At 61.8% G+C, this 20,259-nt stretch carries 24 protein-coding genes; 10 read left to right on the forward strand and 14 right to left on the reverse strand.

Annotation, left to right across the window (positions count from 1 at the left end; translation table 11 throughout):
• Positions 1-36: 36 nt before the first annotated feature.
• Entirely contained in the window at positions 37-840 is an 804-nt protein-coding gene (locus ACZ9IU_RS01735; RefSeq protein ID WP_038548287.1) for an alpha/beta hydrolase, read from the reverse strand.
• A gap of 181 nt (positions 841-1,021) precedes the next feature.
• Between ACZ9IU_RS01735 and infC the strand changes: the two genes are divergently transcribed.
• The 6 genes from infC (at position 1,022) to ACZ9IU_RS01765 (ending at position 6,775) form a co-directional block, all read left to right on the forward strand.
• Positions 1,022-1,558 carry a translation initiation factor IF-3 gene (infC, locus tag ACZ9IU_RS01740; RefSeq protein WP_038548290.1) on the forward strand — a complete coding sequence of 179 codons (537 nt, stop codon included), beginning with the start codon at positions 1,022-1,024 and terminating at the stop codon, positions 1,556-1,558.
• Between the two features lie 198 nt (positions 1,559-1,756).
• Positions 1,757-1,960, forward strand: a complete 204-nt coding sequence (gene rpmI / locus ACZ9IU_RS01745) for a 50S ribosomal protein L35 (RefSeq protein ID WP_007751830.1) — start codon at positions 1,757-1,759, stop codon at positions 1,958-1,960.
• Positions 1,961-1,999: 39 nt separating this feature from the next.
• Entirely contained in the window at positions 2,000-2,404 is a 405-nt protein-coding gene (rplT, locus tag ACZ9IU_RS01750) for a 50S ribosomal protein L20 (RefSeq protein ID WP_037079680.1), read from the forward strand.
• A gap of 155 nt (positions 2,405-2,559) precedes the next feature.
• Positions 2,560-3,642: a phenylalanine--tRNA ligase subunit alpha gene (pheS, locus tag ACZ9IU_RS01755; protein WP_038548296.1), complete on the forward strand. Its 1,083-nt coding sequence runs from the start codon at positions 2,560-2,562 to the stop codon at positions 3,640-3,642.
• A gap of 13 nt (positions 3,643-3,655) precedes the next feature.
• Positions 3,656-6,079 carry a phenylalanine--tRNA ligase subunit beta gene (gene pheT, locus ACZ9IU_RS01760; RefSeq protein ID WP_038548301.1) on the forward strand — a complete coding sequence of 808 codons (2,424 nt, stop codon included), beginning with the start codon at positions 3,656-3,658 and terminating at the stop codon, positions 6,077-6,079.
• A gap of 78 nt (positions 6,080-6,157) precedes the next feature.
• Positions 6,158-6,775: a hypothetical protein gene (locus tag ACZ9IU_RS01765; protein WP_038548304.1), complete on the forward strand. Its 618-nt coding sequence runs from the start codon at positions 6,158-6,160 to the stop codon at positions 6,773-6,775.
• A gap of 15 nt (positions 6,776-6,790) precedes the next feature.
• Here the strand turns inward: ACZ9IU_RS01765 and ACZ9IU_RS01770 are convergent, their stop codons facing one another.
• From ACZ9IU_RS01770 to ACZ9IU_RS01780, 3 genes are all read right to left on the reverse strand, one after another.
• Positions 6,791-7,150, reverse strand: a complete 360-nt coding sequence (locus ACZ9IU_RS01770; protein ID WP_038548307.1) for a nuclear transport factor 2 family protein — start codon at positions 7,148-7,150, stop codon at positions 6,791-6,793.
• A gap of 77 nt (positions 7,151-7,227) precedes the next feature.
• On the reverse strand, positions 7,228-8,223 hold the full coding sequence (locus ACZ9IU_RS01775) for an aldo/keto reductase (protein ID WP_038548309.1): 996 nt from the start codon (positions 8,221-8,223) through the stop codon (positions 7,228-7,230).
• 60 nt (positions 8,224-8,283) lie between these two features.
• Positions 8,284-9,234 (reverse strand): aldo/keto reductase, encoded by a 951-nt coding sequence (locus ACZ9IU_RS01780; protein ID WP_038548311.1) that lies wholly within the window; start codon positions 9,232-9,234, stop codon positions 8,284-8,286.
• Between the two features lie 192 nt (positions 9,235-9,426).
• Between ACZ9IU_RS01780 and ACZ9IU_RS01785 the strand changes: the two genes are divergently transcribed.
• Complete coding sequence (locus ACZ9IU_RS01785; RefSeq protein WP_038548313.1) at positions 9,427-10,413, forward strand: Gfo/Idh/MocA family protein; 987 nt, start codon at positions 9,427-9,429, stop codon at positions 10,411-10,413.
• Here ACZ9IU_RS01785 and ACZ9IU_RS01790 read toward each other — a convergent pair.
• Genes ACZ9IU_RS01790 through ACZ9IU_RS01805 form a run of 4 tightly spaced genes read right to left on the reverse strand, consistent with a single transcriptional unit; the run spans position 10,410 to position 12,857 of the window.
• Complete coding sequence (locus tag ACZ9IU_RS01790) at positions 10,410-10,775, reverse strand: hypothetical protein (protein ID WP_038548315.1); 366 nt, start codon at positions 10,773-10,775, stop codon at positions 10,410-10,412. The genes ACZ9IU_RS01785 and ACZ9IU_RS01790 overlap by 4 nt on opposite strands.
• 7 nt (positions 10,776-10,782) lie before the next feature.
• Positions 10,783-11,145 carry an EamA family transporter gene (locus ACZ9IU_RS01795; protein ID WP_038548317.1) on the reverse strand — a complete coding sequence of 121 codons (363 nt, stop codon included), beginning with the start codon at positions 11,143-11,145 and terminating at the stop codon, positions 10,783-10,785.
• 9 nt (positions 11,146-11,154) lie between these two features.
• Complete coding sequence (locus ACZ9IU_RS01800) at positions 11,155-11,853, reverse strand: class I SAM-dependent methyltransferase (protein ID WP_038548320.1); 699 nt, start codon at positions 11,851-11,853, stop codon at positions 11,155-11,157.
• Positions 11,850-12,857, reverse strand: a complete 1,008-nt coding sequence (locus tag ACZ9IU_RS01805; RefSeq protein WP_038548323.1) for a glycosyltransferase — start codon at positions 12,855-12,857, stop codon at positions 11,850-11,852. Before ACZ9IU_RS01805 ends, ACZ9IU_RS01800 begins: the two co-directional genes overlap by 4 nt.
• A 136-nt stretch (positions 12,858-12,993) precedes the next feature.
• Here ACZ9IU_RS01805 and ACZ9IU_RS01810 point away from each other — a divergent pair, with 136 nt between their 5' ends.
• Positions 12,994-14,835 (forward strand): hypothetical protein, encoded by a 1,842-nt coding sequence (locus tag ACZ9IU_RS01810; RefSeq protein WP_038549962.1) that lies wholly within the window; start codon positions 12,994-12,996, stop codon positions 14,833-14,835.
• Positions 14,836-14,853: 18 nt separating this feature from the next.
• Here the strand turns inward: ACZ9IU_RS01810 and ACZ9IU_RS01815 are convergent, their stop codons facing one another.
• The 3 genes from ACZ9IU_RS01815 to ACZ9IU_RS01825 all read right to left on the reverse strand — a co-directional run bounded on the left by ACZ9IU_RS01815 (position 14,854) and on the right by ACZ9IU_RS01825 (position 15,779).
• Positions 14,854-15,084, reverse strand: coding sequence for a hypothetical protein (locus ACZ9IU_RS01815; protein WP_038548326.1), 231 nt, complete (start codon positions 15,082-15,084; stop codon positions 14,854-14,856).
• A 140-nt stretch (positions 15,085-15,224) separates the two neighbouring features.
• Positions 15,225-15,503, reverse strand: coding sequence for a hypothetical protein (locus ACZ9IU_RS01820; RefSeq protein WP_157885208.1), 279 nt, complete (start codon positions 15,501-15,503; stop codon positions 15,225-15,227).
• A gap of 12 nt (positions 15,504-15,515) precedes the next feature.
• On the reverse strand, positions 15,516-15,779 hold the full coding sequence (locus tag ACZ9IU_RS01825) for a spike base protein, RCAP_Rcc01079 family (protein ID WP_038548331.1): 264 nt from the start codon (positions 15,777-15,779) through the stop codon (positions 15,516-15,518).
• Positions 15,780-16,082: 303 nt separating this feature from the next.
• Between ACZ9IU_RS01825 and xseA the strand changes: the two genes are divergently transcribed.
• Together xseA and ACZ9IU_RS01835 are read left to right on the forward strand one after the other, a co-directional pair.
• Positions 16,083-17,690 carry an exodeoxyribonuclease VII large subunit gene (gene xseA, locus ACZ9IU_RS01830; RefSeq protein ID WP_038548333.1) on the forward strand — a complete coding sequence of 536 codons (1,608 nt, stop codon included), beginning with the start codon at positions 16,083-16,085 and terminating at the stop codon, positions 17,688-17,690.
• Positions 17,690-18,283 carry an NAD(P)H-dependent oxidoreductase gene (locus tag ACZ9IU_RS01835; RefSeq protein WP_038548336.1) on the forward strand — a complete coding sequence of 198 codons (594 nt, stop codon included), beginning with the start codon at positions 17,690-17,692 and terminating at the stop codon, positions 18,281-18,283. Before xseA ends, ACZ9IU_RS01835 begins: the two co-directional genes overlap by 1 nt.
• A 46-nt stretch (positions 18,284-18,329) precedes the next feature.
• Here ACZ9IU_RS01835 and ACZ9IU_RS01840 read toward each other — a convergent pair whose 3' ends face one another.
• The 3 genes from ACZ9IU_RS01840 to ACZ9IU_RS01850 are packed head-to-tail and all read right to left on the reverse strand — an operon-like array spanning position 18,330 to position 20,217.
• Positions 18,330-18,617 carry an addiction module antidote protein gene (locus ACZ9IU_RS01840; RefSeq protein ID WP_038548338.1) on the reverse strand — a complete coding sequence of 96 codons (288 nt, stop codon included), beginning with the start codon at positions 18,615-18,617 and terminating at the stop codon, positions 18,330-18,332.
• Positions 18,617-18,913: a type II toxin-antitoxin system RelE/ParE family toxin gene (locus ACZ9IU_RS01845; protein WP_038548341.1), complete on the reverse strand. Its 297-nt coding sequence runs from the start codon at positions 18,911-18,913 to the stop codon at positions 18,617-18,619. Before ACZ9IU_RS01845 ends, ACZ9IU_RS01840 begins: the two co-directional genes overlap by 1 nt.
• A gap of 50 nt (positions 18,914-18,963) precedes the next feature.
• A complete protein-coding gene (locus ACZ9IU_RS01850) occupies positions 18,964-20,217 on the reverse strand; it encodes an aminopeptidase (protein ID WP_038548344.1) in 1,254 nt (417 codons plus the stop codon).
• Positions 20,218-20,259: the final 42 nt, after the last annotated feature.

Here is a 20,259-nt window from a genome sequence, read left to right on the forward strand (position 1 = left end):
GGTTAAGGCTGCAACATTTTTGTATCAGCCCAAAATTTAATCATTAAGTATTAGGGCCGAGACCGCGGTTTTCAATTTTTCGATATCCTGGGGCCTGGAAAGCCGGTGGTCGCCATCCCGGATCAGCGTCAGCACGACATCGTCGGCCGGCAGGAACTCGACGAGCTTAAGCGCGTGGGCGTAGGGCACGTCCGGATCCTTCATGCCCTGTAGGATATGCACCGGGCAGCCGGTCTCGATAATCCCTGTCATCACCGAGTTTTTGCGGCCATCCTCGATCAGGTCGCGCGTATAGATATTGGGTTCGGCGCTGTATTCGGAGCGCTCCTCGAAATAGCCGCGTTCGGCAAGCGACTGCCGCTCAACCTCGGTAAGCTTCGGTTCGATCAGTTCCGCCGTGAAATCCGGCGCCGGAGCGATGAGGACGATGCCGTCGACTTTTGCGGCCCGCTTCCGCTTCTTCAGTTCCTGCACCAGGCGCAGCGTGATCCAGCCGCCCATCGAGGAGCCGACCAGGATGACACGTTTCGGCCTGATGTCGTCGAGAACGGCGGCAGCTTCTTCCAGCCAGCGCGAGATCGTGCCGTCGCGGAAGGCGCCGCCGGACGCGCCGTGGCCGGAATAATCGAAGCGGATGGATGCGAGCCCGAGTTCGCCGGCGAGCGCGTCGAGTTCGACGGCCTTGGTGCCGGTCATGTCCGACCGGTAGCCGCCGAGCCAGACGAAGGCAGGTCCCGACGTCTTCTTGCGCGCGGCCCGATGGATGATCGCGATCTCCCGCGCAAGCGTTCCAGAACCGACGGTGATCGTTTTGCGGGTGAGGTTGGCTGCGTCGGTCATGGCGGAATCCTGAGGTTTTGCCGCGCTTATAAAACAGATTCTTAGGCATAGGACAGCAGGTGATTTTTTCGCGCGGCTATGCTATTGACTTCGCCGTAGCGATCACGACATTGCCGTCGGCCGCAAGCCGGACGCTGTCAATGTGTCGCTGCGGTCCGAAACAATCTAGGAGAATACGACCATCCGCAGACCATTCAAAACCGATGCCCCTGTTAAGGACGGGCCGCGCTCCAACCGGGAAATTCGCATTCCCAAGGTCCAGCTTATCGATGCCGAAGGCTTGAACCTTGGTATCGTTCCGACCGAGCAGGCTCTCAAGATGGCTGAGGACGCCGGCCTCGATCTCGTTGAGATCTCGCCGAACACCGAGCCGCCGGTGTGCAAGATCCTCGACCTGGGCAAGCTGAAATATGCGAACCAGAAGAAAGCGGCAGAAGCCCGCAAGAAGCAGAAGATCGTCGAAATCAAAGAAATCAAGATGCGGCCCAACATCGACACGCATGACTATGACGTGAAGATGAAGGCGATGAACCGTTTCTTTGAAGAGGGCGACAAGGTCAAGGTGACGCTGAAGTTCCGCGGCCGCGAAATGGCCCACCAGGAACTCGGCATGAAGCTTTTGCTTCAGGTGAAGGACGATACTTTGGAAATTGCCAAGGTGGAAGCTGAGCCGAAGCTCGAAGGTCGCCAGATGATGATGGTGCTGGCGCCGAAATAAGCGCCGCACCGGATGCCTTTTCGACGGACCGGCTGGCTTGGCCGCCGGATTTTCGTCATGTCTTCTTTCCCATTGCGCTTTTGACCGACTGCGGTTATAAGCGCGCGTTCCGAACGGTCCGGCAGGGCATGCCGTGGCTGTTCTAAATGCTTGAAACCAGCATCGTCTGTGGTTTCGATACAAAACTGGAGTAGCAAAATGCCCAAGATGAAGACGAAATCGGCTGCCAAGAAGCGGTTCAAGATCACCGCGACCGGCAAAGTCGTTGCAGCAGCCGCTGGCAAGCGCCACGGCATGATCAAGCGGTCCAACAAGTTCATCCGCGATGCACGCGGAACGATGATCCTTGCCGAACCCGATGGCAAGAAGGTTATCAAGAACTACCTGCCGAACGGTCTCTGAGACCCTCGTCACTTTTGGATCAGTTAAGGAGATCATGACATGGCACGCGTAAAACGGGGCGTCACTTCCCGCGCCAAGCACACCAAGACTTTGAAGGCAGCCAAGGGCTTCTACGGCCGCCGCAAGAATACGATCCGGGCCGCCAAGGCTGCCGTCGATCGTTCGCGTCAGTTCGCCACGCGCGACCGTCGCGTCAAGAAGCGCAATTTCCGCGCTCTGTGGATTCAGCGTATCAATGCTGCCGTCCGCGAATCCGGCCTGACTTACGGCCGCTTCATCGACGGCCTCAACAAGGCTGGCATCGAAGTCGACCGCAAGGTCCTCTCCGACATGGCAATCCACGAGCCGGAAGCATTCGGCGCTCTGGTTGCTGCTGCCAAGAAGGCGCTTGATTACCTCAAGGAAGCCGGCACCACCAACGAGTTTGAAAGCGCGGTTCGTTAACCAGCGCTTCCCAAGCTAATTAGCTTTACTGATTTTGGGAAACCCGCGCTGGTTACGGCTGGCGCGGGTTTTTCTTTTGCACTGCGCACGTCATTCCGACAAACAGCCGTCACGACCTCGCAATAGATCTCGCCGAGCATCAAACGGAAGAAACCATGTCCGATCTGGAAAACCTGAAAACTTCGCTTCTGGCGGAAATCGCCGGCACCAGTGACGAGGCGGCGATCGAGGCCGTGCGCGTCGGCGCGCTTGGCAAGAAGGGCTCGGTCTCCGAGCTCCTGAAGACGCTGGGCTCGATGTCGGCGGAAGAACGCCAGACCCGCGGTGCGGCGATCAACGCGCTGAAGAACGAGATTACCGACGCCATCACCGAGCGGAAGTCGGTGCTGAAGGACGCGGCAATCGAAGCGCGCCTCAAGGCCGAGACGGTCGACATCTCGCTGCCGGTGCGCTCTTCTCCAGCCGAGCGCGGCCGCATTCATCCGATCAGCCAGATCGTCGACGAGATCACCGCCATCTTCGGCGACATGGGTTTCTCGATCGCCGAGGGCCCGGATGTCGAGACCGACTACTACAACTTCACGGCGCTGAATTTCCCGGAAGGCCATCCGGCTCGCGAGATGCACGACACATTCTTCTTCCAGCCCGACGAGAACGGCGAGCGCAAGGTCCTGCGCACCCATACTTCACCGGTGCAGATCCGCACGATGGAAGCCTCGAGCCCGCCGATCCGCATCATCATCCCCGGCAAGACCTACCGTCAGGACAGCGACGCCACCCATTCGCCGATGTTCCATCAGGTCGAAGGACTGGTGGTCGACCGCAAGTCGCATGTCGGCAACATGCGCTGGATCCTCGAAGAGTTCTGCAAGGCCTTCTTCGAGGTCGACAGCGTCACCATGCGCTTCCGCCCGTCCTTCTTCCCGTTCACCGAGCCGAGCTTCGAAGTGGACATCCAGTGCGACCGCTCCGGCCCGATCGTCAAGTTCGGCGAAGGCACCGACTGGATGGAAATCCTCGGCTGCGGCATGGTGCACCCGAACGTGCTGCGCGCCGGCGGGCTCGATCCGGACGAGTTCCAGGGTTTTGCCTGGGGCATGGGCCTCGACCGTATCGCCATGCTGAAATACGGCATGCCGGACCTGCGCGACTTCTTCAACGCCGACGTCCGCTGGATGAACCACTACGGTTTCCGCCCGCTCGACATGCCGACGCTGTTTGGTGGCCTGAGCGCGTGAGGGAGAAACGACCATGAAATTCACACTCTCCTGGCTGAAAGATCATCTGGAAACGGATGCGACCCTCAATGAAATCTGCGAGCGCCTGACGGCGATCGGGCTCGAGGTCGAGGATGTCGACGACAAGGCGGCCTATAAGCCGTTCGTCATCGCCAAGGTTCTCTCGGCCGAAAAACATCCGTCCGCCGACCGGCTCAAGGTGCTGATGGTGGATGCCGGCGACGGCAAGCCGGTGCAGGTCGTCTGCGGCGCCCCCAACGCACGCGCCGGCATGATCGGCGCCTTCGCGAAACCGGGCACCTACGTTCCGGGGATCGATGTGACGCTTGCCGTCGGCAATATCCGCGGCGTCGAAAGCCACGGCATGATGTGCTCGGAAAAAGAGCTCGACATGTCGGACAATCACGACGGCATCATTGATCTGCCGCTGGACGCGCCGGTCGGTACGCCGTTCGCTTCTTATGCCGGCCTCGACGACCCGGTCATCGAGATCAACCTGACGCCGAACCGTCCGGACTGCACGTCGATCCACGGGATCGCCCGCGATCTGGCCGCCGCCGGCCTCGGCACGCTGAAGCCGCACGCAAAGCCCGACTTCAAGACCGAGGGGCAGACGTCCGTCGGTCTCAAGATCATTCTCGACGACGAGCGGCTCTGCCCCGGTTTCGGCCTTCGCCTCGTGCGCGGCGTCAAAAACGGTCCGAGCCCACTCTGGATGCAGCAGCGGCTGAAGGCGATCGGCCTTCGCCCTATCAATGCGCTGGTCGATATCACCAACTTCATGACCTTCGACCATGGCCGGCCGATGCACGTCTTCGATGCCGCCAAGGTGAAGGGCGACCTGACCGTTCGGCGCGCGTTGGAAGGCGAGACGGTGCTGGCGCTCGATACGCGCGAATACAAGCTCAACCCCAGCAACGTCGTCATCGCCGATGACAACGGCGTGGAATCGATCGGCGGCATCATGGGCGGCGAACATTCCGGCTGCGACGAAAACACCGTCGACGTGCTGATCGAATCCGCGCTCTGGGACCCGATCAACATTGCCAAGTCCGGCCGTTCGCTTGGCATCATCACCGATGCCCGCTACCGGTTCGAGCGCGGCGTCGATCCGGAATATATGATCCCCGGCCTCGACCGCACCACCCAGCTGGTGCTGGAACTCTGCGGCGGCGTTGCCGCGGAAGCGAAAGTCGTCGGTTACAAGGGATATCAGCCGAAGATCGTCGACTTCCCTTATGCGGAAGTGAAGCGCCTGACCGGCCTTGAAGTCTCGACCGAGGAAAGCCGTCATATCCTAACGCGACTTGGTTTCGCGGTCGAAGGTTCCGGAGAACGCGTTTCCGTCACCGTTCCGTCCTGGCGTCCTGACGTCGACGGCAAGGCTGACCTCGTCGAAGAAGTCATGCGCATTCATGGCGTCGACCAGATCAAGCCCGAACCGATCGAGAAACTCTCGAGCGTCAATGCCAAGATCCTGACAACCCTGCAGATCCGCACCCGCACCGCCAAGCGGGCGCTTGCCTCGCGCGGCATGCTGGAAGCCGTCACCTGGTCCTTCATTCCGGAAGATCAGGCAAAGCTCTTCGGCGGCGGCGCCCGGGCGCTGAAGCTCGCCAACCCGATTGCAGCCGACATGTCCGACATGCGGCCGTCGCTGCTGCCGGGCCTGCTGTCTGCGGCGCAGCGTAATGCCGACAAGGGCTTTGGTGACGTGGCGATCTTCGAAGTGTCCGGCACGTACGAAAGCGATAGGCCGGAAGGCCAGCGCCGCGTTGCCGGCGGCATCCGTCGCGGCACGGCCTCGATCAACGGCACCGGCCGTCTCTGGTCGAACAATGCCAAGGGCGGCGGCAAGCCGGTCGATGTCTTCGATGCCAAGGCCGATGCGCTGGCGGTGCTCGAAGCCTGCGGCCTGCCGATGGGCAACGTCCAGATCGAGAAGGGCGCGCCGGAATGGTATCATCCCGGTCGCTCCGGCACCATCAAGATGGGTCCGAAAGTCGTGCTCGGTTATTTCGGCGAGTTCCACCCGAAGACGCTCGGCGCCCTTGACGTTTCCGGCGCTCTCTGCGGTTTCGAGGTCTTCCTTGACGCCATGCCTGAGCCGAAGAAGAAGGCGACGCGCACCAAGCCGCCGCTCGAGCTTTCGCCGTTCCAGGCCGTCAAGCGCGACTTTGCGTTCGTGGTTTCGAGCGATGTCGAGGCTGGCGCGATCGTCAAGGCGGCGTCGACCGCCGACCGCAAGCTGATCACCGGCGTCAACGTCTTCGACGTGTTCGAAGGAGCGTCGCTTGGCGAGGGCCGGAAGTCGATTGCGGTCGAAGTGCTGATCCAGCCGGTCGAGCGCACGCTGACCGACGAGGATTTCGACGCGCTGACGGCCAAGATCGTCGCCAATGTCGAAAAGACCACCGGCGGTACCTTGCGCGCCTGAAACGGGTGGCCTGAATCACCTCTCACAGATAGCCTGCCTCACGGATGACGTGGGGCAGGCTTTTTTGTTGGAGGAACGATGCGCACACCGGGATCGATGAAAGGGCTGGAGGAACTCGGCCGGGTGAGGCTGTCCAAGAACTTCTTCTTCCGCGATTTCCTGTTTTCGGAGATCGCCAATTTCTACGCGATCCCAAACATCCCGGAAGATCCGGACCTGGCGGTCGAGGTTGGCCGGCATCTTTGCGAGGAACTGCTGGAACCCTTACAGGCAACGTTTGGGCGGCTGCACCTGCGCTCCGGTTATCGCTGCGCTAAGGTCAACGAATTCGGCAACAAGAACAATCTCAATTGCTCCTCCAATGTCAACACGGCGGCCGACCATATCTGGGACCGGCGCGATGCCCAGGGCTTCATGGGCGCCACCGCCTGCGTCGTTTTCCCCTGGCTGGTCGACAACTATCACGACGACGGCGACTGGCAGAAGATGGCCTGGTGGATCCACGACCACCTGCCTTACGCGTCGATCATGGTCTTTCCGAAACTCTGGGCGATGAACATCCAGTGGCACGAAAAGCCCGCCCGTCGCATCCGCAGCTTCGCCGAACCGCGGGGCGTACTTACGAAGATCGGAATGCCCAACAACGAAGGCGATCATTCCGAGCACTACGTCGGCTTTCCGGCGCTTAAACGATAAGCGACGGCGGACCGTTCACGAATGCAGGTGATAGAGCTTGTTGACGATCATCCAGCGGCCGTCGATCTTCAGAAGCGAGAGATAGTCCGAGAACCGCATGCCGGCGAACTGATCGACCACCTTCACCGTTGCGGCATCGCCGGTGACGTCGAGCGCCTCGATCTGGATCAGCGGCTGTGTATCGGCGGGTGCTGCACCTTCCGATGTGACCGCCCCGATGAAGTCGTCGAGCGACAGCCATTCGACCGCGCCGTCGTAATTGCCGATGATACAGGCCTTGGGGTGGAAAGCCTTTCGGAGCGCCGCCTCATGCGCAAACGTCATTCCGTCCACATAGAGATGGATCACCGCCTGAACGGCCCGCTCCTCGGACATCGATCTTCTCCCATCGTTAGCGCCAGCATACTAACACGAAAAGATGGAAGCCCGAGTTTGCGTTAGCAAGGGCAAATTTAGCGGTTGGTCCACGCCATCGCCTGCGCCGCATAGCGGGTCCCGGAAAATTTCTCAGGAGCAAGCAGGTCGCCAAGCGTCTTAAGCTCGTCCGCCGAGAGCGAAATTTCCGTCGCCGCGACGTTCTGTTCCAGATGCGGGATTTTTCTGGCGCCCGGGATGGGCACGATGAAATCGCCCTGCGCGAGGACCCAGGCCAGCGCCAGCTGCGCGGCTGTGACGCCCTTCTGGACTGCCATGTCCTCCAGCATCTTCACCAGAGCGGCGTTGGCGGCCATGTTCTCGGCGCTGAAGCGCGGCAGCGTGTTGCGGAAGTCGTCCGGACCGAAATCCTCCGGCTTCTGGATCTTGCCGGTCAGGAAACCTCGCCCGAGCGGGCTGAACGGCACGAAACCGATATCGAGTTCGCGGCAGGTGTCGAGGATCTCGCCTTCCGGCTCGCGGGTCCAGAGCGAATATTCGCTCTGCAGCGCCGTGATCGGGTGGATCGCATGGGCGCGGCGAATGGCGGCGGCACCCGCTTCGGAAAGGCCGAGCGCACGCACCTTGCCTTCCTTGACGAGATCGGCCATCGCCCCGACCGTATCCTCAATCGGCACGTTCGGGTCGACGCGGTGCTGGTAGAAAAGGTCGATCACCTCGACGCCGAGGCGCTTCAGCGAGGCTTCAGCCACGTCGCGCACATGTTCCGGCCGGCTGTCGAGGCCGGACATTGCCCGAGCGTCGGAGGCATTCGGGTCGATCTTGAAACCGAATTTGGTGGCGATGAACACCTTGTCGCGGAAGGGCTTCAGTCCCTTGCCGAGCAGTTCCTCGTTCTTGAAAGGACCGTAGACTTCTGCCGTATCGAAGAAATTGACGCCGAGATCGACGGCGTGGTGCAGGGTCCTGATCGCTTCCTGTTCGTCCTGGCCGCCGTAACCATGGCTCATGCCCATGCAGCCGAGACCGACGGCGGACACGGTCAGTTCTTTTCCGAGCTTCCTCATTTCCATGAGAGCCTCCTTCTGTAATCGCAAAAACTGACGGGCGTCTCGCGGCGCCCGCCGAATTGATCAGGCGCTGGCCTCGTTAAGCAGCTTCATCTGGTCGGCCGAAAGCGTCAGGTTGCCGGCGGCGATGATCGCGTCGAGCTGACCGACGCTGGTGGCGCTGGCGATCGGCGCGGTGACGCCGCGGGTCTGGATCAGCCACGCGAGCGCGATCGAGGCGACCTCGGCATTGGTTTCGACCGAAACCTCGTCGAGGGCTGCGAGGATGCGCAGGCCCTTGTCGTTGAGATAACCGAGCGCCTTGCCGCCGCGCGCCTTGCCTTCGGTGTCGGCCTTATCGCGGTATTTGCCGGTGAGGAAGCCGGAAGCGAGGCCGTAATAGTTGATGACACCGATCTCTTCGTTGACGCAAAGGTCGGCAAGCGGGCCTTCGAACGTGTCGCGGTCATAGAGATTGTATTGCGGCTGCAGCACGTCGTAGCGCGGCAGGCCGGCTTTCTTGGCAGCGTCGAAACTATCCTGCAGCATTTTCGCGTCGAGGTTGGAGCAGCCGATCGCCCGGATCTTGCCCTGTTCCTTCAGCTTGGCGAAGGCGCCGAGCGTTTCCTCGTAAGGCACGGCCTCGTCCGGCCAGTGGGCGAGATAGAGGTCGATATGGTCGGTCTGCAGGCGACGCAGGGAATTTTCCACCTCTTCGAGGATCCACTTGGCCGACAGGTCCTTCTTGCCCTGGCCCATGTCGGATCCGACCTTGGTGACGATGATTGCCTTGTCGCGGGAGGTGCCGCCGCTCTTCAGCCATTTGCCGATGATCGCTTCGGACTCGCCACCGACATGGCCGGGCACCCAGCGATTGTAGCTGTCGGCCGTATCGATCGTGTTGAAGCCGGCATCGAAGAACCGGTCGAGGATGTCGAACGACGTCCTTTCGTCGGCGGTCCAGCCGAACACGTTGCCGCCGAGAACGACGGGGGAAATGGAAAGGCCGGTCCGGCCGAGTGCGCGCAGCTCCATGATATTCCTCCAAAATTTTTAAGTGAGTGGGATGAGCTTGGGAAAGGAGCCTGAGATTAGCCGATGTTCCGCCGCCGACCAGTCTCTATTTTGGGGCGGGCGATCACTTTTTCAAGCGTCGCATCCGGCCTGCCGTTGCGTGGGTGCCGGCAGGCCAATAAGGTGCGGCAGCAATGCCATAGGGAGGTTCACATGCTGCGTTTCGGAATCCTGTCGACTGCCAGGATCGGCCATGAACAAGTGGTGCCGGCGATCCAGGACGCGGAGAACTGCGTCGTCACCGCCTTTGCCAGCCGTGATCTCGCCAAGGCGCGGGCACTTGCCGACCGTTTCGGTGCCCCGCATGCCTTCGGTTCCTACGAAGAGATGCTGGCCTCCGACGTCATCGACGCCGTCTATATTCCGCTGCCTTCCAGCCAGCATGTCGAATGGTCGATCAAGGCCGCTGAAGCCGGCAAGCACGTGCTGTCCGAAAAGCCGATCGCGATCAAGGCAAGCGAGATCGAGGACCTGATCAAGGTGCGCGACCGCACCGGCAAGCTGATCTGCGAAGCGTTCATGGTCACTTACGCACCGGTCTGGCTGAAGGTGCGCGAACTGCTGAGCCAAAAGGCGATCGGCGAGTTGAAGCACGTGCAGGGCTCGTTCAGCTATTTCAACCGCGACCCGTCCAACATGCGCAATATCCCGGAACTCGGCGGTGGCGCCCTGCCGGATATCGGCGTCTACCCGACGATCACCACACGTTTCGTGACCGGCCAGGAACCACAAAGAATACAGGCGCGGGTGGAACGCGATCCCGGTTTCGGCACGGATATCTATTCCAGCGTCAAGGCAGATTTCGGTTCGTTCGAAATGACGTTCTATATCGCGACCCAGATGGCCGCCCGCCAGCTGATGGTCTTCCACGGCACCGAGGGCTACATCGAGGTCAAGTCGCCGTTCAATGCCGGCCGCTGGGGCGCCGAAGAAATCGAGCTCACCAATCAGAACCACGCGGTGTCGCAGATATTCCGTTTTCCGGACAGCCGCCAATACAAGCGCCAGGCGGAAGCCTTCGCGAAGGCAGTCAAGGGTGAGGCGGTCGAAGTCGTGACGCTGGAGAATTCGCTGAAGAACCAGAGGTTCATCGACGCCATCTACCGTGCTGGCGGCCACGACGGGTGGGAAGCGGTCTAGTCCCGCCAGCGACGGATGCGGTAGAGCCCGAAACCGCCGAAGACGAGCGCGCAGGCCCAGGCGAAGCCGAAATGCACGAGCGGCTGCACCTGCGGCGCGCGTGACGCCAGCGCTGCGAAAATTCCGTAGTTCAGCACAAGGCCGATCGTGACGAGCGGCCAGAAACCTGGCTGGCGCACGTGATCCGAAGCCGCGGGCAATATTCTGTGCAGGGCCAGCGCAGCAACCAGGCCGCCGCTTATAGACAGCAGGCGGTCTATAAGCGTGCCGGCCTCGGTCTCTGTGGCCAGGACCTGCAGTAGCAGTGCATCGATGATGATCAGCAGCGCGAGGAGAATGGCAAACCGGGCGCGGCTGGTCATCGTGCGGTCAGCCGTTGATGGCCAGCAGACCGGCAAAGATCAGCACGGTCCCAAGCGCATATCGGAACGTCAGCGGTTCGCCGAAGAAAAGCTGCGCCAGCAGCGGCACGAAGCAGAATGTCAGCCCCATGAAGGAATAGGCGAGCGTCAGCGGTACGGATTTGAGCACGTAGATCCAGACGATCGTGCCGAAACCGTAAAGCGCCAGTGCGGCGAGCAGCACCGGATTGGCGGCGAGCGCGAGGAGCCCGCGCACCGAAAAGTCACCGGCGGTGGAGCTGGTCATCTTGAACAGGACCTGGCCCATGGCGATCAGCAGCGGCGTTCCGAGAAGCCCGAGCCAGGTGATGGGGGAAAGCGAGGCGAACATCGAATATCCTCAGCCCGGCCGGTCTTCGCTGTAAAAGATATCGCGGCCGATATCTTCGCAGACATAGACCTCCGGCACCGGATGGGCCGCACGCAGGAAGGAATGCGTGTAGGCGAAGAAGTTGAAATGCGGATTGAACGTGTAGCGGGATTCCCGTTCGCGGGGCACGACGATGATCAGCCGCTTTCTGGCGATCCGCCTGAGTTCCGCAATCGCTTCCCTGTATTCCAGCACATGCTCGATCACATGGGTGCAGACTACGGTATCGAACTCGCCATCGGCAAACGGCAGATCCTCGATCTTGGCGGCGACGTATTCAACACCTTCGATGGCGGCCGCGTCCTCGACGACGAAATCGACGCCGACGAGACGCGTGAGTTCGGGATGGGCGGCGCGGATATGGGTGAGCAGCGCACCGGTGCCACATCCGACGTCGCAGACGCTTGTGCCGGTAATCATCGAATTGATCCGCCGGATGCAGGCCGCCGAATTGTCCGTGCCCTCATGGACACGCGGATGGTTGCGGTAGAGGTCCGCGTATTCCTCCTCCGTCAGGAACGGCGCCCGCTCCCGAAAGCTGGCGAGATGGCTGATATGGTCGCCCCAGACGCGCTTGGCGAGCCAGAGGAAAAGCGGCGAATCCCTGAGGATCGGCGGCAGCAGGTCTTCGATGACGAAGCGGATGCGGTTGGTGGTTTCCCGGTTCATGCCGCTTTGGTCCTGCGCCGTTCCGGCTTGGGCCCCCGGACCGCGATCTGTGCCGGATCGGCGACATGCACGCTGGCCGGCAGGCTCATGTAGTGGATACGAAGCTGTTCGGCGCGGGCGCGCGACACGGAATCGAGTATCAGGCCGGCGGTGAAGATCAGCAAGGAAACCAGCATCAGCACCAGCGAGAACACCCATGTGGGCATGCGCTCCACGAGGCCGGTCTGAAAATAGGCGACCAGGACCGGCGCCATGAAGATCAGGCTCGCCGCCATGAAGGCGCCGCTGATCAGGCCGAAAAACGCGAACGGCCGGGTCTCCTTCATCAGCATCGCGAACATCCAGAGGATCCTGGCGCCGTCCTTGAAGGTCGAGAGCTTGGAATGCGAGCCTTCGGGCCGCCTTCCGTAATCGAGCTCGATCTCGCAGACCGGCAGCTTGAGCAGCGAGGCATGCACCGACATTTCGGTCTCGATCTCGAATCCGCCGGAGACAGCCGGGAAGCTCTTCACGAACCGGCGCGAGAAGGCCCGGTAACCGGAGAAGATGTCGGTGAAGTCGGGCGCGAACATCGTCCGGTAGAGGAAATTGAACAGCCGGTTGCCGGCCGCATGGCCCTGCCGCCCGGCATCCGCATGCACGCCGCGCCTGGTGCCGACCACCATGTCGGCGCGCTCGGTCAAGAGCGTGCGGACCAGTTCCTCCGCATCCTGCGGCGTATAGGTGCCGTCCCCGTCGGCCATGATGTAGATATCCGCCTCGATGTCGGCGAACATGCGGCGCACCACATGGCCCTTGCCCTGCCGGCGCTCGCGCATGACGAGGGCGCCCGCGAGCATCGCCTGGAGGGCGGTGCCGTCCGTGGAATTGTTGTCGTAGACATAGATCCGGGCACCGGGAAGCGCCTCGCGGAAACCGCGCACCACGCCGGCGATGGTCATCGCCTCGTTATAGCAGGGCAGCAGGATCGCGATGTCGAAATGGCCGGTCAGGGCGTCGCTCATGTTTTTCACTCGATACACGGAAAACCGAACGCGGGAATTTCCCGTGCCGCAGGCTTTACTATTTCTTGGGAAGGTTAAGGCTAGGTTTCCTCAACCCTCGAACAGGCGAAAAGTCCGCACCAAGATGACGGAAAACATGGCAGACAGACCCCTATCGAGGGCGGCAGGCCGGCCCGCCGTGCAGCTACTGTCGCGGCTTCTGCCGGCGGTGGTTCTTTATGCGGCCATCGCCGCCGTCATAGCTCTCGCGTTTTTTCTCTCGGATGCCAAGGATTACGTCGGAGCCGACAATGACGACGTCATGCGGCTCGTCGAGATCAGGGATTTTCTCGGCGGCCAGAACTGGTTCGACCTGACCCAGTACCGGCTCGGTATCGAAGGCGGCACACTGATGCATTGGTCGCGGTTGATCGATCTGCCGATCGCGCTGCTGATCCGGTTGTTTTCGCTCTTCCTCACTCCGGGCAAGGCCGAGGCCGTCGTCGTCACGATCTGGCCTCTGCTTCTGGCGCCGCTTCTGCTCCTGCCGCTCGGCCTGGCTGTCCGCAGACTGGCCGGCGTTGCGACCATGCACATCGCGCTCGGCCTTGGGGCACTGTTCGTCCTCGGCTGCGTCCGCTTCAAGCCCGGTTCCATCGACCATCATAACGTCCAGCTCACGCTCGTCATGTGGATCGCCGCCATGCTGGTCGATCCGCAGAAGCGGGCGTCGAGCTATATCGTCGCGGCCATCGCCTGCGCGCTGGCACTGGCGATCGGAGTCGAAACGACACCTTTTGTTGCTGTCGTCTGTGTGTGCGTCGCGCTTCAGTGGGTTTGGCATGGCCGGGCATTTTCCCGGCCGGCCCGTTTCTTCGGCCTGTCGCTGGCGCTGTCCGTCTCGGCTGCCTTTTTCCTGACGATCCCGCCGCGCGCCTATGCGGTCGTCACCTGCGATAACTTTTCACTCGGCTTCTATGCGCTTTCCGCACTGGGAGGAGCTGCGCTCTTTCTCCTCGCAAGCCTGCCGAAACAGCGCAGTCGCCCTTTCCGCGTCGCCTTGGCCGGTGTCACCGGCGGGGTGCTGCTGCTGACGGCCCGCATCATCGCGCCGCAATGCCTCGGCGATCCGCTCGGCACGCTCGATCCGCTATTGGTCGAGCTATGGCTGAACGGCGTCACGGAGGCGCGCTCGGTCTTCGCCGAAGCCCAGGCAGAGCCGGAAATGGTCGGTGGGTTCTACGCCGTCGGGCTCTTTGCGATCGTCGTCTGCCTTGTCCGCAGCCTGAAGCGCGAGGAGACGGAACTCCATCTCGTGCTGCTGGCGCTGATCGGGGCATCATGGGGGATCGCGCTGCTGCAGGTGCGGGGCGCCTTCTTTTCCAACATGCTGGCCATCCTTCCGTTGTCGCTGTTGATCGCTGATCTGCGGCGCGCCTCCGCGGCCGATCCCGAGAACCCCAGCACAGCCTTTGCCTATATCAGCGCCGTGCTGATGTCCGTGCCTGTCGTCTGGGCCTTGGGCGGCGTCCTTGCGGTCAATGGCTGGAAGCAAGCGGCCGACATGCGGGCGCTCTCCGGCGCCGGCATTTTCGGCGGCGAAGTCGGTGAGTGCGGTGATCCAGCGGACATGGCCGCATTGAACACCTTGCCCACGGGCGTCATAGTCGCGCCCTCCAACAGCGGGGCGGATATCCTGCGCTGGACCCCTCACAGGGCCCTGTCGGCACCTTATCATCGTAACCAGAAAGGCATGCTGACGGAACTCTACATAGGTCTCGCCCAGCCAGGCGAAGCAAAGGCCTTTCTGAGAGGTGCCGGCGTGACGGCGCTCGCTTTCTGCAAGACAGATCCGCAGACCGACGCCTTGATCAGGCGCAAGCCGGACGGGCTCTATGCCAGCCTCGCCCGCGGCCAGGTGCCTGATTATCTGCAGCCGTTCGGACAACCGAGCAAAAGCGGTTTCCGCCTCTATAGGGTGCTGCCGGACGGGAATTGATAACGGGATAAAACGCCCTTAAGCCGCGCGGCGGGTCTGCAGGGCGAAAAGGCCGGTGAGGAACGCAATCAATCCGGCATTGTAGCCGAGGATCGCAATCAGCAGATTGAAATAGGACGCCGGGCCGGGCGACACGGCGGTCGCAAGCGCGAATGTCGCGGTGATCATGACTGCGATGAAAGCGATCGAGAACGCGGACCGCATCATGCCGACGCAGATGCCTATCGATGCAGCGGTCAGGAAAAGCACGCGGATATCTCCTCATCTGCCTCAAGGGGACGAGCGTATTAGCAACGTGCTAACAAATGCTTTCGTTCCGATGCGTGGCGGGCGTCAATGCACCCCACGACGATTTCGATACGATCTGATTCGGTGCGGCTAAGCCATGCTCAATGGGTCTGGTCTTTGCCTGAAGCGCCGCGATTCACAAGATATGGTGCCAGCGCGCGCGGCAGCTCTCCCTTCCAGACAAGTCGGACATGATAACCGGAGACCGGGCAGGTGAGGGCGACGACCTCGCCCTCGAATTCGGCCGTCTCCCCGGTCGGCTTGCGGATGATGCCGTCACCCGAGACGGCATCGAACGCCACGCCGATCTCACCGAGCACGGACATTGCCTGCCGCCTGTCCTCGAAGCGGAGCAGCAAGGGTTTAGGCTGCATCGCCACCCGCCATTTCCCTCAGACGAGGCCGGCGATTGCCACCGCCGTCGTGCCGGTGGCAAATACGCGGGTCACCCGCAACGGAAGCAAGCCCCCGGTCGGTACGTTTGAAAGCGTCAGCGTCTCGCCCGAAAGCATCCGCACGGACAACTGGCCTCCGGTTCCCACATAAAGAGCGCGCGTCGCCTCCGGGAGATCTGCACTGTCGCTGGGCGTGATCGCAAAGCCGGAAGACGCGGGGCCGGAAAGCGAGGCTTGGGTATTGGCGAAACGGTCGGGCATGGACGAAATCTCCTTGAATATCGCTGTCCGTCATTGTCGCTCTCCTCTTTCTGGCGGGGAAAATACGATGCTTTAAAAAGGCGCTGTACCGCAGGCTTCCGGCCCTTCCGCAGAAGAAAATGTAGTTTCTTCGGCAGAAGAAAAGATGCATCGCCAAAGACTTGGGCACGAACCGTCCGCGGGGCCGGCCCTTGTTGCGTCATTGAAAGAGCCATTCGAAACGTTCTTTTTGAGGGCACATCATCCCCGTTTCCGCCGCCTGGAACTGGTGAAATCGCCGCGCTCTTCCTTTAGAAGGGAAGGATGACCAGTTTGCTCGACAACGATTCGCCCACGAACCTCACCGAATTTTCGGTGTCGGAACTGTCCGGCTCGATCAAGCGCACGGTGGAAAATGCGTTCGACCACGTGCGGGTACGTGGCGAGATTTCCGGCTATCGCGGCCAACATTCCTCAGGCCACGCCTATTTCTCGCTGAAGGATGATCGCGCCCGGATCGATGCCGTGATCTGGAAGGGCACTTTCCCCCGTATCAAATTCCGCCCGGAAGAGGGCATGGAAGTGATCGCCACGGGCAAGATCACCACCTTCCCGGGCTCTTCGAAATACCAGATCGTCATCGAGAACCTGGAACCGGCAGGCGCTGGCGCGCTGATGGCGCTGCTCGAGGAGCGGCGACGCAGGCTAGGGGCCGAAGGTCTGTTCGACCAGAGCCGGAAGCGGCTTCTTCCCTTCCTGCCGCAGGTGATCGGTGTCGTGACCTCACCGACCGGCGCCGTCATCCGCGATATCCTGCATCGCATCGCCGACCGTTTTCCGGTGCATGTCATCGTCTGGCCGGTCAAGGTGCAAGGCGAAGGATCGGGCGACGAGGTGGCGGCCGCAATCCGTGGCTTCAATGCGATGGCGCCCGGCGGGCCGATCAAGCGGCCGGACGTCCTGATCGTCGCGCGCGGCGGCGGCAGTCTCGAAGATCTCTGGAGTTTCAACGACGAGGCCGTTGTGCGTGCCGCGGCGGAGAGCGAGATCCCGTTGATCTCGGCCGTCGGCCACGAAACTGACTGGACGCTGATCGACCACGCCGCCGACATCCGTGCGCCGACGCCGACAGGGGCCGCTGAAATGGCGGTGCCGGTCAAGGCGGATCTGGAAGCGCAGGCCGCCAATCTAACCGCCCGCTTGCGGGGCGCCGCCAGCCGCCAGATGGACCAGAGCCGTCAGTCGGTCCGTGCGCTGGTCCGCGCGCTTCCCTCGCTCGACCAGCTGCTGGCTTTGCCCCGCCGGCGTTTCGACGAAGCGGCGGCCGGTCTCGGCCGCGGGCTGGAGCGCACCACGGTGGTCAAGCGCCGCAGCTTCGAACGAGCCTCTTCCGGGCTGCGGCTGGAACTGCTGACCAACCGCCTTGCCCAGCAGCGGCAGTTGCTGGCCGACCGGTTGACGCGCGGCGACCGCTGTCTGGAACGGCAATTGCTGAAGGAGAACAACCGCGTTGCCAAGGCCGGCGCATCGCTTTCGGCGCTCCCGGCAAGATTGCTCGGCCAGTTGCAGCGCGGGCGCCTGCACCTCACGTCAATGGCCCGTCATGCGGATACGGCGATCTCGCACACGCTGATCCGCAGCCGTGCGGCGATCACCGCGCAGGACCGCGTGCTGCAATCGCTCTCCTACAAGAACGTGCTGAAGCGCGGCTTTGCCGTGGTGCGCGGCGAGGACGATCGGCCGCTGACACGCGCTGCCGGCATTGGCGAGGGGCAGGCGATCTCCGTGGAATTTGCCGACGGCCGGATTACGGCGGTGACAGGTGAGGGCGGCGAATTGGCCGATCCTCCCGTTGCGGCGCCTCAGCCCAAGAAGCGACCGGCGAAACCGGAGCCGCCCGGAGGCGCGCCAAAACAGGGCACGCTCTTCTGATGCATGTGCTCCTGGTGCTTGCCCATCCGCTGCCGGAAAGTTTTGCGCATTCGGTTGCCCGCGTGGCACGCGAGACGCTGGAGGCGAACGGCCATACGGTGGACCTGCTCGATCTCTATTCGGAGAGTTTTGATCCGCGGCTGACGGAACACGAACGGCGCGCTTACTTCGATGTGCCCTATGATACATCGGAGGTGGCGGATTTCGTGGCGCGGCTGCAGAAGGCCGAGGCGCTGATATTGGTCTTTCCGCAATGGTGGTTCAACCTGCCGGCGGTGCTGAAGGGTTTCTTCGACCGGGTCTTCGCGCCAGGTGTCGCCTTCCGCCACGACAAGGCAGGCGGAAGGATCGTGCCCCTGCTCACCAACATCCGCCATTTCTGGGCCTTCACGACCACAGGTTCGCCCTGGTGGGTAGTGAAGTTCTATATGGGAGATCCCGTGCGCCGCCAACTCAGGCGCGGCATTGCGATCTTCTGCAATAGAAAAGTCGATTTCCGCATGCTGGCGCTGCACGACATGGACCGCGCCACCGACGACAAGCGCCGGCGGCATCTGGAGCGCGTGAAGGCGGCGCTCCAGGCGCTGCGATAGGCCGTTCGGCCCACATCGGCGATAGCGACGGTCTTGGTCGGCCTGATCAGGAATGGGCCTTGGCGGTCAACTCGATCCCCAACGATTTCATCACTGCAATCGTCGTCTTGAGCGTCGGGTTTCCGGTGGCGCTAAAGGAACGATAGAGCTGCTCTCGGGAAAGACCGGTGTCTTTGGCAATCTGCATCATCCCCTTGGCACGGGCAACCACCCCTAAGGCATGCGCAATGTAGGCCGCGTCCTCCGTCTCGAAAGCTTCGGCCATAAATGCCGCAATCGCCTGATCGGAGCCCAGGTCTTCGGCTGGATCGTAAACGGTTAGTTTTTCAGCCATCACTCACTCCATTCCATCGCCAGTCGCTTTGCAGCCTTGATGTCCTTTGCCTGGCTGCTTTTGTCGCCACCGCACAGAAGAACGATTAGGATGTCACCGCGCTGCTGAAAATAGACGCGGTAACCCGGCCCATGATGGATGCGCAGTTCGCTGACACCTTCGCCGACGGGGGCCACATCTCCGGCATGCCCGAAAGCGAGCCGGTCCAGACGCGAGGCTATCAATGCGCGAGCACGCTCGTCCTTCAGACGCGTGCGCCATTTCAGAAACGTTTCCGTCTGCTTGAGCTCGAACACGGACCATATGTAGTTTAAAAACTACATATGGTCAACGGATCATGAGCTAATCAGGCCCACTCGCCCTTGCGCATCACCGGCACCTTGGCGCCGTCGGCGCGCAGACCGTCGATATCGACCTTGTCGGAGCCGATCATCCAGTCGATGTGGATCAGGCTCGAATTGCCGCCCTGGGCCTTGATCTGGTCCTGGCTGAGCGACGCACCGTCGAGGAAGCATTTCGAATAGCACTGGCCGAGCGCGATGTGGCAGGAGGCGTTTTCGTCGAACAGGGTGTTGTAGAACAGGATGCCGCTCCTGGAGATCGGCGAGGAATGCGGCACCAAGGCCACTTCGCCGAGCCTGCGGGCGCCTTCGTCGGTATCGAGCACCTTGTTCAGCACTTCCTCGCCCTTCGAAGCGTTCGCCTCGACGATCCGGCCGCCTTCGAACTTCACCTGAATATTGTCGATCAGCGTGCCCTGGTGCGAGAGCGGCTTGGTGCTGGAGACATGGCCTTCGACCTTCAGCGCATGCGGCGTGGTGAAGACTTCTTCGGTCGGAATGTTGGGGTTGCAGGTAATGCCGTTCTTGGCCGTCGACGCCCCGCCATGCCATTCGTGGCCATCGGCAAGCCCAACCGTCAGGTCGGTGCCCGGGCCGGTGAAATGGAGCGCGGAAAAGCGCTCGCCGTTGAGCCAGGTGGAGCGCTTCTTGAGATTGCCGTTATGTTCGGCCCAAGCCGCGACCGGATCGGCGAGATCGACGCGCGAGGCGGCGAAGATCGCGTCCGCCAGCTTGCCGACCGCGACGTCTTCCGGAACGTCGGGGAAGACCTGGCGCGCCCAGGAGGGGTTGGGGTAGGAAACGATGTTCCAGTTGATGTCGAAATTGGCGATCTTTTCGAGCGCCGGCTTGTAGGCCATGGAATTGGCCTTGTTGGCTCGCGCTACCTTGGCCGCGTCCTGGCCGGAGAGCATCATCGGATTGTCGCCGGAAATGGCAAGTCGTGCGGCACCGTTGGCATAGGCCTGGGCCATGCCGTCATAGAGCCAGCCGGATGCCTTGTCGAAGCTGCCGTCGGGCGCATATTCGTAACGCGCCAGCGTCGTTTCCTCGTCGGAATAGAAGGTCGTGACGATGCCGGCACCGGCCATATAGGCGTGTTTGGTGATCAGCCGCACGAGCGGCAGGGCGGCGATCGGTGCCGTGATCACCAGATCCTGGCCCTTCTCGAGGCGCAAGCCCACCTTGATGGCCACTTCCGCCAGCTTTTCGAGCTTTTGAGGATCGACGACGGTTTGAAAATTCGGCACGATTGTCATGAGAGACCTCACCTGATTTCTGTCATCGAAGAGACTTAAAGA

The organism is Mesorhizobium sp. USDA 4132, assembly GCF_056279545.1.

What these genes read in the sequence shown, in the direction of transcription:
- ACZ9IU_RS01810 (WP_038549962.1), top strand. Translation starts at nt 12,994, where the DNA reads ATGGCAGACAGACCCCTATCGAGGGCGGCAGGCCGGCCCGCCGTGCAG.
- rplT (WP_037079680.1), top strand. Translation starts at nt 2,000, where the DNA reads ATGGCACGCGTAAAACGGGGCGTCACTTCCCGCGCCAAGCACACCAAG.
- ACZ9IU_RS01840 (WP_038548338.1), bottom strand. Translation starts at nt 18,617, where the DNA reads ATGGCTGAAAAACTAACCGTTTACGATCCAGCCGAAGACCTGGGCTCC.
- rpmI (WP_007751830.1), top strand. Translation starts at nt 1,757, where the DNA reads ATGCCCAAGATGAAGACGAAATCGGCTGCCAAGAAGCGGTTCAAGATC.
- ACZ9IU_RS01775 (WP_038548309.1), bottom strand. Translation starts at nt 8,223, where the DNA reads ATGGAAATGAGGAAGCTCGGAAAAGAACTGACCGTGTCCGCCGTCGGT.
- ACZ9IU_RS01765 (WP_038548304.1), top strand. Translation starts at nt 6,158, where the DNA reads ATGCGCACACCGGGATCGATGAAAGGGCTGGAGGAACTCGGCCGGGTG.
- ACZ9IU_RS01825 (WP_038548331.1), bottom strand. Translation starts at nt 15,779, where the DNA reads ATGCCCGACCGTTTCGCCAATACCCAAGCCTCGCTTTCCGGCCCCGCG.
- ACZ9IU_RS01850 (WP_038548344.1), bottom strand. Translation starts at nt 20,217, where the DNA reads ATGACAATCGTGCCGAATTTTCAAACCGTCGTCGATCCTCAAAAGCTC.
- ACZ9IU_RS01800 (WP_038548320.1), bottom strand. Translation starts at nt 11,853, where the DNA reads ATGAACCGGGAAACCACCAACCGCATCCGCTTCGTCATCGAAGACCTG.
- ACZ9IU_RS01835 (WP_038548336.1), top strand. Translation starts at nt 17,690, where the DNA reads ATGCATGTGCTCCTGGTGCTTGCCCATCCGCTGCCGGAAAGTTTTGCG.
- ACZ9IU_RS01735 (WP_038548287.1), bottom strand. Translation starts at nt 840, where the DNA reads ATGACCGACGCAGCCAACCTCACCCGCAAAACGATCACCGTCGGTTCT.
- pheT (WP_038548301.1), top strand. Translation starts at nt 3,656, where the DNA reads ATGAAATTCACACTCTCCTGGCTGAAAGATCATCTGGAAACGGATGCG.
- ACZ9IU_RS01770 (WP_038548307.1), bottom strand. Translation starts at nt 7,150, where the DNA reads ATGTCCGAGGAGCGGGCCGTTCAGGCGGTGATCCATCTCTATGTGGAC.
- pheS (WP_038548296.1), top strand. Translation starts at nt 2,560, where the DNA reads ATGTCCGATCTGGAAAACCTGAAAACTTCGCTTCTGGCGGAAATCGCC.
- ACZ9IU_RS01780 (WP_038548311.1), bottom strand. Translation starts at nt 9,234, where the DNA reads ATGGAGCTGCGCGCACTCGGCCGGACCGGCCTTTCCATTTCCCCCGTC.
- ACZ9IU_RS01805 (WP_038548323.1), bottom strand. Translation starts at nt 12,857, where the DNA reads ATGAGCGACGCCCTGACCGGCCATTTCGACATCGCGATCCTGCTGCCC.
- ACZ9IU_RS01790 (WP_038548315.1), bottom strand. Translation starts at nt 10,775, where the DNA reads ATGACCAGCCGCGCCCGGTTTGCCATTCTCCTCGCGCTGCTGATCATC.
- ACZ9IU_RS01795 (WP_038548317.1), bottom strand. Translation starts at nt 11,145, where the DNA reads ATGTTCGCCTCGCTTTCCCCCATCACCTGGCTCGGGCTTCTCGGAACG.
- xseA (WP_038548333.1), top strand. Translation starts at nt 16,083, where the DNA reads ATGACCAGTTTGCTCGACAACGATTCGCCCACGAACCTCACCGAATTT.
- ACZ9IU_RS01785 (WP_038548313.1), top strand. Translation starts at nt 9,427, where the DNA reads ATGCTGCGTTTCGGAATCCTGTCGACTGCCAGGATCGGCCATGAACAA.